At 63.2% G+C, this 15,469-nt stretch carries 15 protein-coding genes; 8 read left to right on the forward strand and 7 right to left on the reverse strand.

The features are described from left to right. The first annotated feature begins 127 nt into the window (after positions 1 to 127). Positions 128 to 496 carry a nuclear transport factor 2 family protein gene (locus IVB07_RS37285; RefSeq protein WP_247295911.1) on the forward strand — a complete coding sequence of 123 codons (369 nt, stop codon included), beginning with the start codon at positions 128 to 130 and terminating at the stop codon, positions 494 to 496. A 94-nt stretch (positions 497 to 590) separates the two neighbouring features. Here IVB07_RS37285 and IVB07_RS37290 read toward each other — a convergent pair whose 3' ends face one another. Next, entirely contained in the window at positions 591 to 1,121 is a 531-nt protein-coding gene (locus IVB07_RS37290) for a methylated-DNA--[protein]-cysteine S-methyltransferase (RefSeq protein WP_018455889.1), read from the reverse strand. A 90-nt stretch (positions 1,122 to 1,211) separates the two neighbouring features. On the opposite strand from IVB07_RS37290, the gene IVB07_RS37295 reads away from it, so the two are divergent. The 3 genes from IVB07_RS37295 (at position 1,212) to IVB07_RS37305 (ending at position 4,394) form a co-directional block, all read left to right on the forward strand. Then, a complete protein-coding gene (locus IVB07_RS37295) occupies positions 1,212 to 1,574 on the forward strand; it encodes a DUF1304 domain-containing protein (RefSeq protein WP_231189569.1) in 363 nt (120 codons plus the stop codon). Between the two features lie 135 nt (positions 1,575 to 1,709). Then, positions 1,710 to 2,936: an ABC transporter substrate-binding protein gene (locus IVB07_RS37300; RefSeq protein WP_026233046.1), complete on the forward strand. Its 1,227-nt coding sequence runs from the start codon at positions 1,710 to 1,712 to the stop codon at positions 2,934 to 2,936. A 231-nt stretch (positions 2,937 to 3,167) separates the two neighbouring features. Continuing rightward, the gene (locus tag IVB07_RS37305; RefSeq protein WP_085385519.1) at positions 3,168 to 4,394 is read left to right on the forward strand and encodes an ABC transporter substrate-binding protein; all 1,227 of its coding nucleotides are present in this window, start codon (positions 3,168 to 3,170) and stop codon (positions 4,392 to 4,394) included. An 84-nt stretch (positions 4,395 to 4,478) separates the two neighbouring features. On the opposite strand, the gene IVB07_RS37310 is transcribed toward IVB07_RS37305, so the two are convergent. Further along, positions 4,479 to 4,904: a DUF1330 domain-containing protein gene (locus IVB07_RS37310; RefSeq protein ID WP_018455884.1), complete on the reverse strand. Its 426-nt coding sequence runs from the start codon at positions 4,902 to 4,904 to the stop codon at positions 4,479 to 4,481. 167 nt (positions 4,905 to 5,071) lie between these two features. Here IVB07_RS37310 and IVB07_RS37315 point away from each other — a divergent pair, with 167 nt between their 5' ends. Continuing rightward, on the forward strand, positions 5,072 to 7,285 hold the full coding sequence (locus IVB07_RS37315) for a penicillin-binding protein 1A (RefSeq protein ID WP_247767424.1): 2,214 nt from the start codon (positions 5,072 to 5,074) through the stop codon (positions 7,283 to 7,285). A 355-nt stretch (positions 7,286 to 7,640) separates the two neighbouring features. Further along, positions 7,641 to 8,300, forward strand: coding sequence for a hypothetical protein (locus tag IVB07_RS37320; protein WP_247295909.1), 660 nt, complete (start codon positions 7,641 to 7,643; stop codon positions 8,298 to 8,300). Between the two features lie 175 nt (positions 8,301 to 8,475). Here IVB07_RS37320 and IVB07_RS37325 read toward each other — a convergent pair whose 3' ends face one another. From IVB07_RS37325 to IVB07_RS37340, 4 genes are all read right to left on the reverse strand, one after another. Further along, entirely contained in the window at positions 8,476 to 9,315 is an 840-nt protein-coding gene (locus IVB07_RS37325) for a SprT family zinc-dependent metalloprotease (RefSeq protein ID WP_026233044.1), read from the reverse strand. A 217-nt stretch (positions 9,316 to 9,532) separates the two neighbouring features. After that, on the reverse strand, positions 9,533 to 10,861 hold the full coding sequence (gene phaZ, locus IVB07_RS37330; protein ID WP_018455880.1) for a polyhydroxyalkanoate depolymerase: 1,329 nt from the start codon (positions 10,859 to 10,861) through the stop codon (positions 9,533 to 9,535). A gap of 121 nt (positions 10,862 to 10,982) precedes the next feature. Next, on the reverse strand, positions 10,983 to 11,801 hold the full coding sequence (locus IVB07_RS37335) for an ABC transporter permease (protein ID WP_018455879.1): 819 nt from the start codon (positions 11,799 to 11,801) through the stop codon (positions 10,983 to 10,985). A gap of 109 nt (positions 11,802 to 11,910) precedes the next feature. After that, positions 11,911 to 12,714 carry an ABC transporter ATP-binding protein gene (locus IVB07_RS37340; RefSeq protein WP_085349757.1) on the reverse strand — a complete coding sequence of 268 codons (804 nt, stop codon included), beginning with the start codon at positions 12,712 to 12,714 and terminating at the stop codon, positions 11,911 to 11,913. Between the two features lie 105 nt (positions 12,715 to 12,819). On the opposite strand from IVB07_RS37340, the gene IVB07_RS37345 reads away from it, so the two are divergent. Together IVB07_RS37345 and IVB07_RS37350 are read left to right on the forward strand one after the other, a co-directional pair. Then, positions 12,820 to 14,130 (forward strand): ActS/PrrB/RegB family redox-sensitive histidine kinase, encoded by a 1,311-nt coding sequence (locus IVB07_RS37345; protein WP_018455877.1) that lies wholly within the window; start codon positions 12,820 to 12,822, stop codon positions 14,128 to 14,130. A gap of 103 nt (positions 14,131 to 14,233) precedes the next feature. Beyond that, complete coding sequence (locus tag IVB07_RS37350; RefSeq protein WP_007598178.1) at positions 14,234 to 14,788, forward strand: ActR/PrrA/RegA family redox response regulator transcription factor; 555 nt, start codon at positions 14,234 to 14,236, stop codon at positions 14,786 to 14,788. A gap of 120 nt (positions 14,789 to 14,908) precedes the next feature. Here the strand turns inward: IVB07_RS37350 and IVB07_RS37355 are convergent, their stop codons facing one another. Next, positions 14,909 to 15,397: an MmcB family DNA repair protein gene (locus tag IVB07_RS37355; RefSeq protein ID WP_018455876.1), complete on the reverse strand. Its 489-nt coding sequence runs from the start codon at positions 15,395 to 15,397 to the stop codon at positions 14,909 to 14,911. Positions 15,398 to 15,469 lie beyond the last annotated feature (72 nt).

Below are 15,469 nucleotides of genomic sequence, written 5' to 3' on the forward strand. Positions count from 1 at the left end.
GCCGTAGGCTCCCACCCGCAATTCGACGACCTACGGTGCTTTTCTGCACGGGCGCCAGGCTGACGCTCGGCACGGCTGGCCGGGCCGGGCCGCATGAATGCCCGGTGTAACGGCTTTGAGGATGACAATGAATACGGACGTTCCCGCCTTGCACTCCCTTGCGCAAACCTATTTCGATGCTGCCTATGAAATGGATGCCGAGAAATTTGCATCCATATTTCACCCCTTGAGTTCCGTGACGAAGGTCGCCGAGGACGGCAACGTGGGCGTGACGCCGATTGCGACCTGGCTGGCAGCGGTCCGCGACATGAAAGCTCCAAAGCAACAGGGCTTCGAGCGAGACGATCAGATCCTGTCGACGGATGTTGAAGGAGAGCTCGCGCTTTTGAAGGTGAAATTGCGCATCCCGCCGCGTTACTTCACAGACCTGTTGTCGTGCTTGAAGGTGAACGGGACCTGGAAGATCGCGCAGAAAGTAATGACGTCGAACGTCTGATGGATTCGGTCACGGCGGGGGAGAGCGGCCGAAGGCTCGCTCGACGGCCCATCGCCGGCCGCCGCCAATCGCTCAACCGTTGTCAAACAGGCGCTTAGACCGCCACGCCTTCATGCCGCAGCAGCCAGCGCTTGCGCTCGAGGCCGCCGCCATACTTCACCAGAGAACCATCGGCGCCGATCAGGCGGTGGCACGGCAGCACCACGCTGATCGGATTGGAGCCGTTGGCATGGCCGACGGCGCGAATGGCTTTGGGCGTGTCGATCCTTGCGGCGAGCGCGCCGTAACTCATTGTGGTGCCGGCAGGGATTTGCGCCAATGCATTCCAGACCTTCTGCTGGAACGGCGTGCCGGCGATGCGCCAGGCGATGTCTGAGAGCTGGCCGAGATCGCCGTCGAAATAGTCCGACAGCGCAGTCCGCATGGCCGCGGGCGCGGGCTGGTCACTCAGGTCCACCAGACCGTAATGCAGGCGCAAGAGCTCGCGCATGCGGTGCTCGTAATCCTCCCAGTCGAGCGCGCGCAAGGCGCCCTCAGCGTCGGTGATCAGCAGCGCGATCCCGATCGGCGTCGCCAGCCGATCGAGGCCGAAGCTTACAGGCGGTTTGGTCGGTCGCGCGGGCATTGCGGCACCATTGCATCGAAACACGCCATCGCACTTGCCACGCCAGCCGTGCTAGCGTCCACCCGAAAGCTGACGCTGGGGGAGCTCAACTTGATCTGGATCGCGAATATCCTGGTGGCGCTGGTCGCCGCACTGCACGCTTACTTCCTGATCCTGGAGATGTTGCTCTGGGACAAGCCGCAGGGCTTGAAGGTTTTCCGCAACACGCCGGAGAAGGCAGCGATCACCAAGGTGCTGGCCGCGAACCAGGGACTCTATAACGGTTTCCTGGCCGCCGGCCTGGTCTGGGGGCTGGTGCACGGCAATCCGGCCTTCGCGTTCCAGATCAAGGCGTTCTTCCTGCTCTGCGTGATCGTGGCCGGCGCTTATGGCGCGGCGACCGTCAGCACGCGGATCCTGATCGTGCAGGCGCTGCCGGCGGCGCTCGCGCTGTTGGCCTTGTTCCTGACCTGAGATGCCATAGCGCGGCACCGCGATCCTTGCGCGGCGCCTGCCGTTCCTCCACAATCTCCGACAGCGATGGCGACCGTTGGCAATCAACGGGACAAGACCGTCGGTCGGAAATTCCGTCAGGAGGAACAAGCCCACATGAGCAATCGCAGAGCCTTCATCACCGCCACGGCGGCGCTCGCCTTCGCGTTCTCCGCCAACCAAGCTCTCGCCCAGAAGAAATACGACACCGGCGCGAGCGACACCGAGATCAAGATCGGCCAGACCGTGCCGTTCTCCGGGCCCTATTCCGTCTACGCCAATATCGGCAAGACCCAGGCCGCCTACTTCAAGATGATCAACGATCAGGGCGGCATCAACGGCCGCAAGATCAATCTGATCCAGTATGACGACGCCTATTCGCCGCCGAAGACGGTCGAGCAGGTGCGCAAGCTCGTCGAAGGCGACGAGGTGCTGTTCACCTTCCAGATCATCGGCACGGCCGCGAACGCTGCCGTGCAAAAATATCTCAACGGCAAGAAGATCCCGCAACTGCTGGCCTCGACCGGCGCCGCGCGCTTCAACGATCCGCAGAACTATCCCTGGACCATCGCCTATAATCCCAACTACGTGTCCGAGGGACGCATCTACGCCAAGTACATCCTCAAGGAGCATCCGAACGCCAAGATCGGCGTGCTCTACCAGAACGACGACATGGGCCGCGACTATCTCGCCGGCCTCAAGAGCGGTCTCGGCGACAAGGCCGCCAGCATGATCGTCGGCGAGGTGTCCTACGAGGTCACCGATCCGACGGTGGACTCGCAGGTGGTCAAACTGAAGTCGTTGGGCGCCGATCTTTTCTATGATGCCTCGACACCCAAATTCGCGGCGCAGGCGATCAAGAAGGTCGCCGAGCTCGGCTGGACGCCGGTGCACATTCTCGACATCAACGCGAGCCCGATCTCGGCGACGTTGAAGCCGGCCGGTCTCGACATCTCCAAGGGCATCATCTCCACCCAATACGGCAAGGAGCCCGGCGATCCGCAGTGGAAGGACGATCCGGGCGTGAAAGCGTTCTTTGCCTTCATGGACAAGTATTTCCCCGAAGGGGACAAGCTCAATACCGTCAACACCTATGCTTATTCAGTCGCCGAATTGCTGACGCAGGTGCTGAAACAGTGCGGCGACGACCTGTCGCGTGAGAACGTGATGAAGCAGGTCGCTAACATCAAGGACTTCACCCCGAGCTTCGCGCTACCCGGCATCAAGATCAACACCGGGCCGAACGACTACCGCGTCAACAAGCAGATGCAGATGATGAAGTTCAACGGCGAACGCTGGGAGCTGTTCGGCCCGATCATGGAGGATGCGGGTCCAGCGGGTTAGCCTCTCGGATATCTCATAGGGCGGGTTACGCCCGGCGGACTGCACTTCGCGCATCCGCCGGCGCTGCCCACCTTACAAACCTGCTGCGCAGCCGCGCATGCTACGAACTGCGGGCGCACGCCCAAACTTGCGTTGCAACAACGCCTCATCCACTATCGCCGTCAGCGGTGACATCAGGTGCGCACAGGCGCACCTGATTGATCACCGGCAACAAACATTGAGGAAATGCGAATGAGGAATGGAATGCTGCATCTGGCCACGGCAACGGCGCTGACCCTGGCGCTATCGGTCTCGGCGGCCAATGCCCAGAAGAAATATGATCCGGGGGCCAGCGATACCGAGATCAAAGTCGGCCAGACCGTGCCGTTCTCGGGACCGGCATCGGCCTACGCGTCGATCGGCAAGACCCAGGCCGCCTATTTCAAAATGATCAACGACCAGGGCGGCATCAACGGCCGCAAGATCAATCTGATCCAGTATGACGACGCTTACTCGCCGCCAAAAGCAGTGGAGCAGGTGCGCAAGCTGGTCGAGAGCGACGAGGTGCTCTTGACCTTCCAGATCATCGGCACGCCATCGAATGCGGCCGTGCAAAAATATCTCAACTCCAAGAAAGTGCCGCAGCTGTTCGCGGCCACCGGCGCCTCGAAGTTCACGGACCCGAAGAACTTTCCGTGGACGATGGGCTACAACCCTAACTATTTCGTCGAGGGCCGCATCTACGGCCAGTACATCCTGAAGGAATATCCAAACGCCAAAGTCGGCGTGCTCTATCAGAACGATGATCTCGGCAAGGACTATCTGAACGGCATCAAGGCCGGGCTCGGCGACAAGGCCGCCAAGATGATCGTCAACGAGTCCTCCTACGAAGTCTCGGACCCGACCGTCGATTCGCAGATCCTCAAGATCAAGGATGCCGGCGCCGATCTGTTCTTCAGCGCCAGCACGCCGAAGCAAGCGGCGCAGGCGATCAAGAAGATCGGCGAGATCGGCTGGAAGCCGGTGCAGATCGTCGACATCAACGCCACCTCGGTCGGCGCGGTGATGAAGCCTGCCGGTCTCGACGCCGCCAAGGGCGTGATCAGCGTCAATTACGGCAAGGATCCGCTCGATCCGACCTGGAAGGACGATGCCGGCCTGAAGAAGTATTTCGACTTCATGGCGAAGTACTATCCGGACGGCGACAAGGATTCGAACTTCAATACCTACGGCTACGGTACCGCCCAGCTTTTGGCCCACGTGCTGCAGCAGTGCGGCGACAACCTGACGCGCGAAAACGTCATGAAGCAGGCGGCTTCGCTGAAGGACGTGACCAGCGATATCGCCCTGCCCGGCATCAAGGCCAACACCTCGGCGACCGACTACCGCGTCAACAAGCAGCTTCAGATGATGAAGTTCAACGGCGAACGCTGGGAGCTGTTCGGCCCGCTCCTGGAAGATGCGGGTCCGGCGGGTTAGTTTTCTCGGAGCAAGCAGGTGAGGCGTGGATGGCCGAGTCAAGCCCGGCCATCCACCTTGAGGAGGGAGTTCCGCCGACGCCGCTCAGGCCGGCACCTCGCCAAAGTTCTTGCCCACCGGCAGCACCGCGTGCCGAATGAGCCGTGAATCCTCCACGGCGGCCTGCCTGTGCTTAACCGCTTCGCGATAGACGGGATCGCGGATCATCTCGACGAACGCGGCGACGCTTGGGTATTCGGCGATGAAGCAATGGTCCCAGCGCTCAGTCTCGGGGCCGATCAGCATCAACTCGAATTTGCCTTGCCAGACGATGCGGCCGCCGAGGCGTTCGAACACCGGGCCGCTCTCGCGGCCATAGGCCGCATAGGCTTCCGCGCCGCTCGCCTTGCGGCCATCTGGATAGGCTGCCTCCTTGCGTAAGCGCACCAGGTTGAGCATGTGGATCGGGCCGGGACGGTCGTTGTCCCGGAACTGCGCGAAAATCTCCTTGGTTGGATCGATGTGGCCCATCTGAGTTTCCTTTTCTTTTATGCCGGCGATCCTAGCTCTGCCGACCTCCCAGCGGAACTGCGGCCAGCGAATGCCGCACCTCCTAATCGCGCGTTAAGCTCTGGGTAACCGGGCCTTAAACAGCGACCGCTAGCGTGCGGCGGGGCGGGCTGACCGGGCGTTTGCGTATGGGGTTGGGAAAGAAAAAGGGTGGGCGGAAGGAGCCGTTGTTCGGCTTGCCTGCGGCACTCGCCGATCTGCGCCTGACCGCGGCCGACCGCATTCCTGGCGGCGATGAGAAGCCGAAGAAATCAACGAAGTCATCTGCCAAGCGCAAGAGCGAGGATGCCGGCGACGAGCCGCCGCGCGAGCGGAAGGCGCCAGCCGGCCGCGGCAGCCCCAAGCGGCGATCGAAGTCACGCATCGGCGCGAGCCTTGGTCGCCTGGTCTATTGGGGCGCGGTGCTGGGCCTATGGGGCGCCATCGCCGTGATCGGCGTCGTGATCTATGTCGGCGCTCATCTGCCGCCGAGCCAGTCGCTGGAAATCCCCAAGCGGCCGCCGACGATCCAGATCGTCGGCATGGACGGCAGCATGCTGGCGCAACGCGGCGAGATGGCCGGCGCCAACGTCTCGCTGAAGGATCTGCCGCAATATCTGCCCAAGGCGTTCATCGCCATCGAGGATCGCCGCTTCTATTCGCATTTCGGCATCGATCCCGTGGGCATCCTCCGCGCGCTCGTCACCAACGTGCTCCATCGCGGCGTGTCGCAGGGCGGCTCGACGCTGACGCAGCAATTGGCGAAAAACCTGTTCCTGACCCAGGAGCGCACCATGGCGCGCAAGCTGCAGGAAGCGGAGCTCGCGATCTGGCTGGAGCGCAAGCATTCCAAGAACGAGATCTTGGAGCTCTATCTCAACCGCGTCTATTTCGGCTCCGGCGCCTACGGCGTCGAGGCCGCCGCGCAGCGCTATTTCGGCAAATCGGCCAAGAACGTCACCGTCGCGGAAGCGGCGATGCTGGCCGGTCTCGTCAAATCGCCCTCGCGGCTCGCGCCTAACCGCAACCCCGAGGGCGCAGAAGCGCGCGCGAAAATCGTGCTCACGGCGATGGCGGATGCCAAATTCATCACCGAAGCGCAGGCGCAGGCCTCGATCGGCCAACCCTCCTACAATGTGAAGCCGGTCGGCGCCGGCACGGTCAATTACGTCGCCGACTGGATCGGCGAGGTGCTGGACGATCTGGTCGGCCAGATCGACGAGAGCATCAAGGTCGAGACCACGATCGATCCGAAGCTCCAGAGCGTGGCGGAAGCCGCCATCATCGACGAGCTCGCGGCCAAGAGCGTGAAATTCAATGTCAGCCAGGGCGCACTGGTGGCGATGACGCCCGACGGCGCGGTTCGCGCCATGGTGGGCGGGCGGAACTATTCCGAGAGCCAGTACAACCGCGCGGTCACCGCCAGGCGCCAGCCGGGCTCCTCGTTCAAGCCGTTCGTGTACCTGACCGCGCTCGAGCAGGGGCTGACGCCCGACACGGTCCGCCAGGACGCGCCGATCGAGGTCAAGGGCTGGAGGCCTGAGAACTACACCCACGAATATTTCGGCGCGGTGACGCTGACCCAGGCGCTCGCGATGTCGCTCAACACGGTCGCCATTCGCCTCGGCCTCGAGGTCGGGCCGAAGAACGTGGTGCGCACCGCGCACCGGCTCGGCATCTCCTCGAAACTCGAGCCCAACGCCTCGATCGCGCTCGGCACCTCCGAAGTCTCGATGGTCGAGCTGGTCGGCGCCTATGCACCCTTCGCCAATGGCGGCTTCACGGCGACGCCGCATGTCGTCACGCGGATCAGGACGCTCAGTGGCAAGCTGCTCTACATGCGCCAGGCGGACGAGCACAACCAGGTGGTCGACCCGCGCTATGTCGGCATGATGAACGCGATGATGCGGGAAACGCTGATCAGCGGCACCGCCAAGAAGGCGGAGATCCCGGGCTGGCCAGCGGCCGGCAAGACCGGCACCAGCCAGGACTACCGCGACGCCTGGTTCATCGGCTACACCGCCAACCTCGTCACCGGCGTGTGGCTCGGCAATGACGACAACTCGCCGACCAAGAAGGCCACCGGCGGCGGCTTGCCGGTCGAAGTCTGGTCGCGCTTCATGCGCACAGCGCACGAGGGCGTGCCGGTAGCAGCCTTGCCGAGCTCTCCAGGTGGCTGGGGCCTGTCGAACCTGGCGCAGGCGACGTCGCAGGTGTCGCCGCCAACAGCGGCAGCGCCCGGACCCGCACCGGCCAGCAACGGCGGCTATCGCCCACCCCCCACGCGCGCCAATGCGCGACCGGAGGCAGCCGCAGGACTCGATGGCTGGCTGATGGACCGGCTGTTCGGCGGGAATCGCTAGCGCCGACCTGAGGTCCGGGTGACCTCAAAACAAAAACAAGCGAAAACAACCCCATGCACAGTAGCCGAGGATAACGAAATCAACGGCTTGCGTGAGGCGCAAGACGGCTGATTCTGACAGCAAAGCCATTTGACACCTCGGGCAAAACAGAACCGTTCCGCCATCATCCCGAACGCGGCCGCTATCTCGGCTCTCCCGGTTCGCCACCGGTGTCGTCTTCGGCAAGTCCTGCCTACCATGGCAAAATCGGCCGATCCCCGCAGCTCCCGGAACGCAAAAACACCAGTCTCTTCAAGCTCCGGTCGGCGGCCCGGGATTTGCTCTCACAGGTTGAGCAAGTATCGGAGAGCGTTCCATGATGTCGGGTGTATCCAGCGCGGCGTTGCCTCATCTGCGACCCGCATCAACGTCCGCTTCGAATAGGACATCGAGTCTTCAGCCGGCGGGACCGGATGCGACTGATGCTGCGACCGACGGCTTTCGGATTGACGTCTCGCAGGTCAAGCCCCTGACAGGCGCCAAGTCGATATCGGCGGCGGACAATCCTCACCTGCGCGACCTCATGGCATCGAACTGGCTGATGACCCATGACACGAGCGCAACTCAGTCGGTCGTCTCGGACGATGCCCCTGAGAACACCTATGCTCAGGTGAAGGTCGACGGCAAGGTGGTCGCCACCCTGTACAATGGCGGGTCCTCAACGATGACCAACGAGGCGGCTGGAAAGATCGGCAAGCTGGAGGATCCACCCGATCTGAGTGGACCGGATCTGGCGCAGTGGCGGGCCGACAGATACGCCGAGCGGCTCGGTGGCACCGTTGAAAAAGCTTCCACCGCGATCACGCAATCGCAATGGACCCCGCGTGAAAGCAGCTCCGCAACCTATAGCCGCGATCAACTCGACGCAGCCTTCCAGGCGATGCTGGCCGAGGGCCAGAAGGCCGGCGTGCAATTGCAGTCATCCTATCTCGCCTCGCGCACGCAGCCGGGGACAAGCGCGGATGTCAGCGCCTGAGCAGAGGGATGAATTGAGTACGCGCGGACGTCGCTGCATTCTCAACTGTCATTCCCGCGAACGCGGGAATCCAGTACGCCGCGGCCTCTCGGTTCAATAACAACCGCCTCGGAACACTGGATCGCCCGGTCGAGCCGGGCGATGACAGCGTCAGATGGAGGTTGGCAGCGAGGGCCTAATCCTCGACCCCGTAGCGGTGCAGGTCGTTGCCGTACGTATCGAGCCACTTCTTGGCGCGCTCCATCGACGGGCAGACCTTGCCGCAGACGCGCCAGAACCGCGCCGAGTGGTTCATCTCAACGAGATGGGCGACCTCGTGGGCGGCGAGATAGTCGAGCACGTAGGGCGGCGCGAGGATCAGGCGCCAGGAGAACGACAGCGAGCCGGCCGAGGTGCAGGAGCCCCAACGACTGGATTGATCGCGGATCGAGAGCCGCTTGACCTTGACGCCGAGCTCGGCGGCATAGGATTCCGCCGCACGCTGAAGGTCGCGGCGAGCCTCGCGCTTGAGGAAGTCGCTGATGCGACGGTCCGCATGCTCGACGCCGCCGGCGACGCAGAGAATGCGCTCCCCGCTGTCGCGCACTTCCGTCCACACCGTACCGCGCGTGCCGGCGCGATGAACGATGCGATGGGCCGTGCCGCGAAGTGGTATCACTGTGCCAGGCTGGAACGGCGCGGCCTTCGGCAAACGGCCGAGACGTGCCGCGATCCACGCGCCGTGGCGCTGCGCGAAGTCTTTTGCTTCGGCGAGCGTGCCGCGCGGCGGCATGGTGAGGATGGCTTCGCGATCGCTCGGATGAATTCTGAGCGTGTAACGGCGCGCGCGGCGATGCCGGCGCAGTCGAATCGCAAAATATTGCGATCCATGGGTGATCAGGAGGGTCTTCGGCTCGTGGGGCCGCCGATAGAGGAGTGCGCGAGTGGCCATGTCTGTCAGTCCGGGGGGCAGGAGAGCGCCCGGATTCTGCCATAACCGCCGCCAGGGAAAGCGCTCGGCGCAAAAACAAATCATTTGCCCAATATACAGGGGTCTGGCGTCCGGGAGACCCTACAGACTGGGGCTGGAACCGGCTTTTTTCGCCCCCGTTCGGCGCATGTGGCACCTCCAAGGGGTGAGGTTGGACTCACTCCTACAAAGCTACCTAAATACCGCGAATCTAGCGGGAACTCGCCCCTGTCGGAGCCTCCGACAGGGCGTCGATTTTCAGCGGGAAAGCCGAAAAACGCGATTATTCGGCCGCGAGAGCCTGCAATGAGCTCGGATTCGCCGCCGAGACCATGAAGTCGTGGATGCGCGGCACGATTTCCGATTTGAAGCGCGAGCCATTGAACACGCCGTAATGTCCGACGCCCTTCTGGACGTAATGAACGCGGCGGTGATCGGGAATCGAGCTGCACAATGTGTGCGTTGCTTCGGTCTGACCGATGCCGGAGATGTCGTCGTTCTCGCCTTCGACGGTCATCAACGCGACGCGCGTGACCTTGGAGGGATCGACGCGTGTTCCACGATGGGTCATCTCGCCCTTCGGCAGCGAATGCTTCACGAACACGGTGTCGACGGTCTGCAGGTAATACTCGGCGGAGAGATCCATCACCGCGAGATATTCGTCGTAGAAGTCACGATGCTTGTCGACGAGGTCGCCGTCGCCCTTTACCAGGTTGGCGAATAGCTGCTTGTGGGCATCCATATGCCGGTCGAGATTCATGCTGATGAAGCCGTTGAGCTGCAAGAAGCCCGGATAGACGTCGCGCATCATACCCGGATGCGGGAACGGCACCTTGGTGATGACGTGGTTGCGGAACCAGTCGATGCCGCGCTCCTGGGCCAGGTTGTTCACCGCAGTCGGATTGCGCCGGGTGTCGATCGGGCCGCCCATCAGCGTCATCGAGGTCGGCACAAAGGGATCGCGTAGCGCTTCCATAATCGAAACGGCAGCGACGACGGGAACCGAGGGCTGGCACACCGCCAGCACATGCGTGTTGCCGCCGAGGACATGCAGCATCTCGATGACGTAGTCGATGTAGTCGTCAAGATCGAAGCGGCCGTCGCTGAGCGGCACCATGCGGGCATCGGCCCAATCGGTGATGTAGACCTCATGCGCCGGCAGGAAAGCCTCGACGGTACCGCGGAGGAGCGTCGCGTAATGGCCGGACATCGGAGCGACGATCAGCACGCGTGGATGCGGACTGCGCAGTGGACGGGCGAACTTGCGATCGAAGTAGAGCAGGCGGCAGAACGGCTTTTCCCAGACCGAGCGGACCTCGACGGGAACGCGGATGCCGTTGACCTCGGTGTCGTTGAGGCCCCATTCCGGCTTGCCGTAGCGGCGGGTGGTGCGTTCGAACAATTCGCAGGCCGCGGCAACCGACTTGCCAACCTCGGTGCGTGCCCAGGGGTTCAGCGGATTCTGAAACAGGAGCTTGGTCGCGTCCGTGATCGCACGCGCCGGATTGAGAGAGGCTTGCCCCATCTCGTACATCCAGTACATCGGCGTCGTCAGGACAGGACTGCCTTCGGCCACCAGGGGCGGCGCCCCGCCAAACTCACCAATCGGCATCGCTATATTCCTCTTCGCATCGCAGCATACTGCCGAATGCGTAATATTGCGTCAATGCATGGTTCCGTACATCTACGTGGCCGAGGTGCCCAAACCGGGCAGAATCCACGAGAAAGTGACGTTATTCGCCGCCTGACAGCAGCGAGCCCTGCATCCTGGCGCTGCGCAAAAGGGCAAGGAATGCCCCAAAAGATGCAAGCAACAGCACCGCGTTGATGGCCAACGCGCTCAGCATCAGATCGGTCCTGAAGGTGTTTTCGATCAGCAGCGCGCGCATCCCTTCGAACACGTAGGTCGGCGGCAGCGTCCAGGCGATGTATTGCAACCAGACCGGCAGCACGCTGACGGGATAGTAGACGCAGGCGAGCGGCATGATGCCGAACATCAAGGTCCAGACGATGCTCTCGGCGCCGAGGCCGTTTCGCAGCACCAGTCCGGAGACGAAAATGCCGACCGACCAGCTCGTGAAGATCAGATTGCAGAAGAACGCGATCAGCGGCACGCCGAGCGCATAAACATTGAAGTGAAACAGGAATAACGCGAGCAGCGTCATGGGGATGACGCCGATCGCGAGCCGGATCAGGCTCATGATCATCAGGGACAGCAGAAATTCGATCGGCTTCAACGGGCTCATCATGAGATTGCCGAGGTTGCGCGCCCACATCTCTTCCAGGAACGAGATCGAAAAGCCGAGCTGCCCGCGAAACAGGATGTCCCAGAGAATGACGGCGCCGATCAGGGTGCCGCCGGCACGCGCGAAGAAGTTGGCATTCTGCGCGATGTAAAGCTGCAGAAAGCCCCAGGTGATGACCTGCAGCGCCGGCCAGTAGAGCAGCTCGAGCAGCCGCGGCCAGGACGACAGCAACAGGTACCAATAGCGCAGGATCATCGCGCCAATGCGGTGGACGGAGATGCCGCGGTGGAGGGAGAGTTCGGTCATTGCGGCACCGCGTAGCCCGAATGAGCGAAGCGATATCCGGGACCTTGCTGGCGGCGTTCCCGGGTATCGCTTCGCTCACCCGGGCTACGGTCGCAACATACGGCCTGGCTCATCGTGCCACCTCCTGCGCGCCGTTCACCCTTCCGCGCGCGACGTCCAGAAACACCTCTTCCAGCGTGGTGCGGTTGTAGCGGGCCATGATGGCTTCGGGCGTATCGTCGTCCTCGATACGGCCGCGCTTCATGATGATGACGCGATCGCAGAGCCGCTCGACCTCGAGCATGTTGTGCGACGCCAAGAGGATGGTGGCGTTGTTCGCCATGCGATAACGCTCCAGATGCCCCCGGACCCAGTCGGCGGTGTCGGGATCGAGCGAGGCGGTCGGCTCGTCCAGCAACAGCAGCTCGGGCTGGTTGATCAGCGCCTTGGCAAGCGCAACGCGCGTCTTTTGTCCTGCGGAGAGCTTGCCGTTGGCGCGGTCGATGAACTCGGTGAGATCGAGATCGTCGGCGAGCTCAGCGATGCGATCGGAGAGGTTCTTCACCGCATAGAGCTTGCCGAACACCGTGAGGTTCTGACGCACCGTGAGCCGCATCGGCATGTCGACATAGGGGCTCTCGAAGTTCATCCGACCCAGCACGGACGCGCTGTCCTCCGGCATCCGATGCCCGAGCACCTGCACGCGGCCGGAGGTCGGCAGCACGAGGCCCATGATCGTCGCGATGGTCGTGGTCTTGCCGGCGCCGTTGCCGCCCAGCAGCCCGGTGATGCTGCCGCGCGGAAGCGAAAAGGAGATGTCGTCGACGGCGCGGGTCTGCTTGTAGACCTTGACCAGGTGATCGACCGCGATTGCCGCGGAGAGGCTGCGATCCGCGACAGTCGGCCAGCTTGAAGCCTTGTCATTCTCCGTCATGCTGGGCGTTCTTCTGCTATTGCAGCGGAGAGCGCAAGGCTTGTAATCCGGCGGTTCCGTGAGCCGCGCGCTTGTGATCGAGAAGGCACCGCCCCATTGGCCGAAATGACCGAACTTGCCGCTTCCGACTTTCGCCCCGCGCAGCGGCATATCCGCCTGGATACGATCCTGCGACTGCGCTGGCTCGCGGTGCTCGGCCAGCTCGCCGCGATCTTCATCGTGGCGCAGGGACTGGAATTCAATGTCGAGATCGTTCCCTGCGTCAGCATCATCGCCCTGTCGGCGGCGCTCAATCTGGCGCTCCAGACCGTGTCCAATCCGCTGCAGCGGCTGGAGCCGATGCAGGCGGCCGGACTGCTCGCGCTCAACATCGTGGAGCTGGCGGGTCTCCTGTTCTTCACCGGCGGACTCCAGAACCCGTTCTCGTTCCTGTTCCTCGCGCCCGTGCTGATCTCCGCGACGGCGCTGCCGGCCCGCTTCACCTTCGGCCTCGGCGTGCTGGCTGTCGCCTGCGCCTCGGTCCTGTTCTTCTTCCATCTGCCGCTGCCCTGGGATTCTGATGATCCGCTGGTGCTGCCGCCGATCTATCTCGTCGGCGTCTGGCTCTCGATCGCGCTCGCGATCGGCGTGACCAGCCTCTACTCGTTCCAGGTCACCGAGGAGGCGCGCAAGCTCGCCGACGCGCTGGCCGCGACCGAGCTGGTGCTGACGCGCGAGCAGCATCTGACCCAGCTCGACGGCCTGGCCGCAGCCGCAGCGCACGAGCTCGGCACGCCCCTCGCGACGATCTTCCTGATCTCGCGCGAGCTGGAGAAGACGGTGAAGGAGCCGAACTTTGCCGCCGACCTGAAGACCCTGCGCGAGCAGACGCAGCGTTGCCGCGACATATTGAGCAAGATCACCCAGCTCTCCTCCACCGGCGCGCCGTTCGACCGCATGAAGCTGTCGGAGCTGATCGAGGAGGTGGTGGCGCCGCACCGCGATTTCGGCGTCGATATCAAGGTGCGCATCGCCGTCGCCATCGTGGCCGAACCGGTCGGCTCGCGCAATCCGGCGATCCTCTACGGCGTCGGCAATATCGTCGAGAACGCGGTCGATTTCGCCCGCACCACCGTCGAGGTGAATGCGTGGTGGAACAAGGACACAATCGAGCTCGTGATCTCCGACGATGGTCCCGGCATTCCGCCTGACATCCTGAACCGGATCGGCGAGCCCTATTTGTCGCGGCGGCGCAGCAAGGACGAAGGCGGCGGCCTCGGGCTCGGCGTGTTCATCGCGCGCACCTTGCTGGAGCGCACCGGCGCCAAGGTCTCGTTTACCAACCGGACCTTTCCGGACCATGGCGCAGTGGTCCAGATCACGTGGCCGCGAGACCGTTTTGAGGCTATCGAGACCTTCGAAGAAACAATAGGATAGGCCGCGACCTTGCGTCGCACAACGGGGCCGATCGACCATTGGCGCCCTTGGCACCGCCCGATTGCGCCGCCATATGTAGACGCGCTGGAGAGAGGACCAAACCTTGAACGCCATCGCCGAACTGAACGAACAGACCGACCGCTCGCTGCTGATCGTGGAGGACGACAAGCCGTTTCTGGAGCGGCTGTCGCGCGCCATGGAAACGCGCGGCTTTGCGGTGACGTCATGCGACACCGTCTCGGACGGTCTGGCGCAGATCGGCAAGGCGGCGCCGGCATTCGCCGTGGTCGATCTGCGGCTCGGTGATGGCAACGGTCTCGACGTGGTCTCGGCGCTGAAGAAGAAGCGCCCCGACGCCCGCGCGATCGTGCTGACCGGCTATGGCAACATCGCCACCGCCGTCACCGCGGTGAAGATGGGCGCGGTCGATTATCTCTCGAAACCCGCGGACGCCGACGACGTCGTCGCGGCGCTGCTGTCGACCGGCTCGGACAAGTCCGAGTTGCCGGCGAACCCGATGTCGGCCGACCGCGTGCGCTGGGAACACATCCAGCGCATTTACGAGATGTGCAACCGCAACGTCTCGGAGACGGCACGCAGGCTCAACATGCATCGGCGCACGTTGCAGCGGATTTTGGCCAAGCGCGCGCCGCGATAACGGTGCCGTAGGGTGGGCAAGGCGCAAAGCGCCGTGCCCACCATGTCTGCTTCAATCTTTGACCTGGATGGTGGGCACGCTCCGCTTTGCCCACCCTACGGCATCGCGCTCGCGGCGCCGCTATTCCCAAAACTCCGCATGCCCCTGCGGATCGACCAGCCGGTTGATCCGCAACGCCGCCGCCATGGCGAACCGCACCGTCATCTGCTTGCGCGTGGCCGCAGCGAGCTTGTGCTCGGGCGCCTCGCATTGCAGGTGCGCACCATAGGCATCCGCGATGATCAAGCCGGTATCTTGCGGAAAGATCTCGCAAGGCAGGTCCTGCGTGAAGGCGAAGAACAGCCGGTCGCAATGCGCCCGGTATTCGTGCCATTTCTGATCGGCGCGCAAATCCTCCACCGACGATTTGATCTCGACGATCCAGACCTCGCCGCGTTCGTTCAGCGCGACGAGATCGGCGCGTCGCCCCGAGGGCAGCGGCAATTCGCTGATGCAGGTGAAGCCGAGCGAGCGCAGCAACCGCGCCGTCCCGCGCGCGATCGCCAGCGCCGTCTCGGATTGTCGGCGGTCCGGCGGCGGTACGAGGGCAATGCGGGCGGTGTTGTCCATCGGGGGAGGATAGCCGATTCCTCCGTCGTCGTCCTGGCCTAGTGCGCAATTGCGCACGGGAGCCAGGACCAT

Source organism: Bradyrhizobium sp. 172, from assembly GCF_023101065.1.
Taxonomy (GTDB): Bacteria; Pseudomonadota; Alphaproteobacteria; order Rhizobiales; family Xanthobacteraceae; genus Bradyrhizobium; species Bradyrhizobium canariense_D.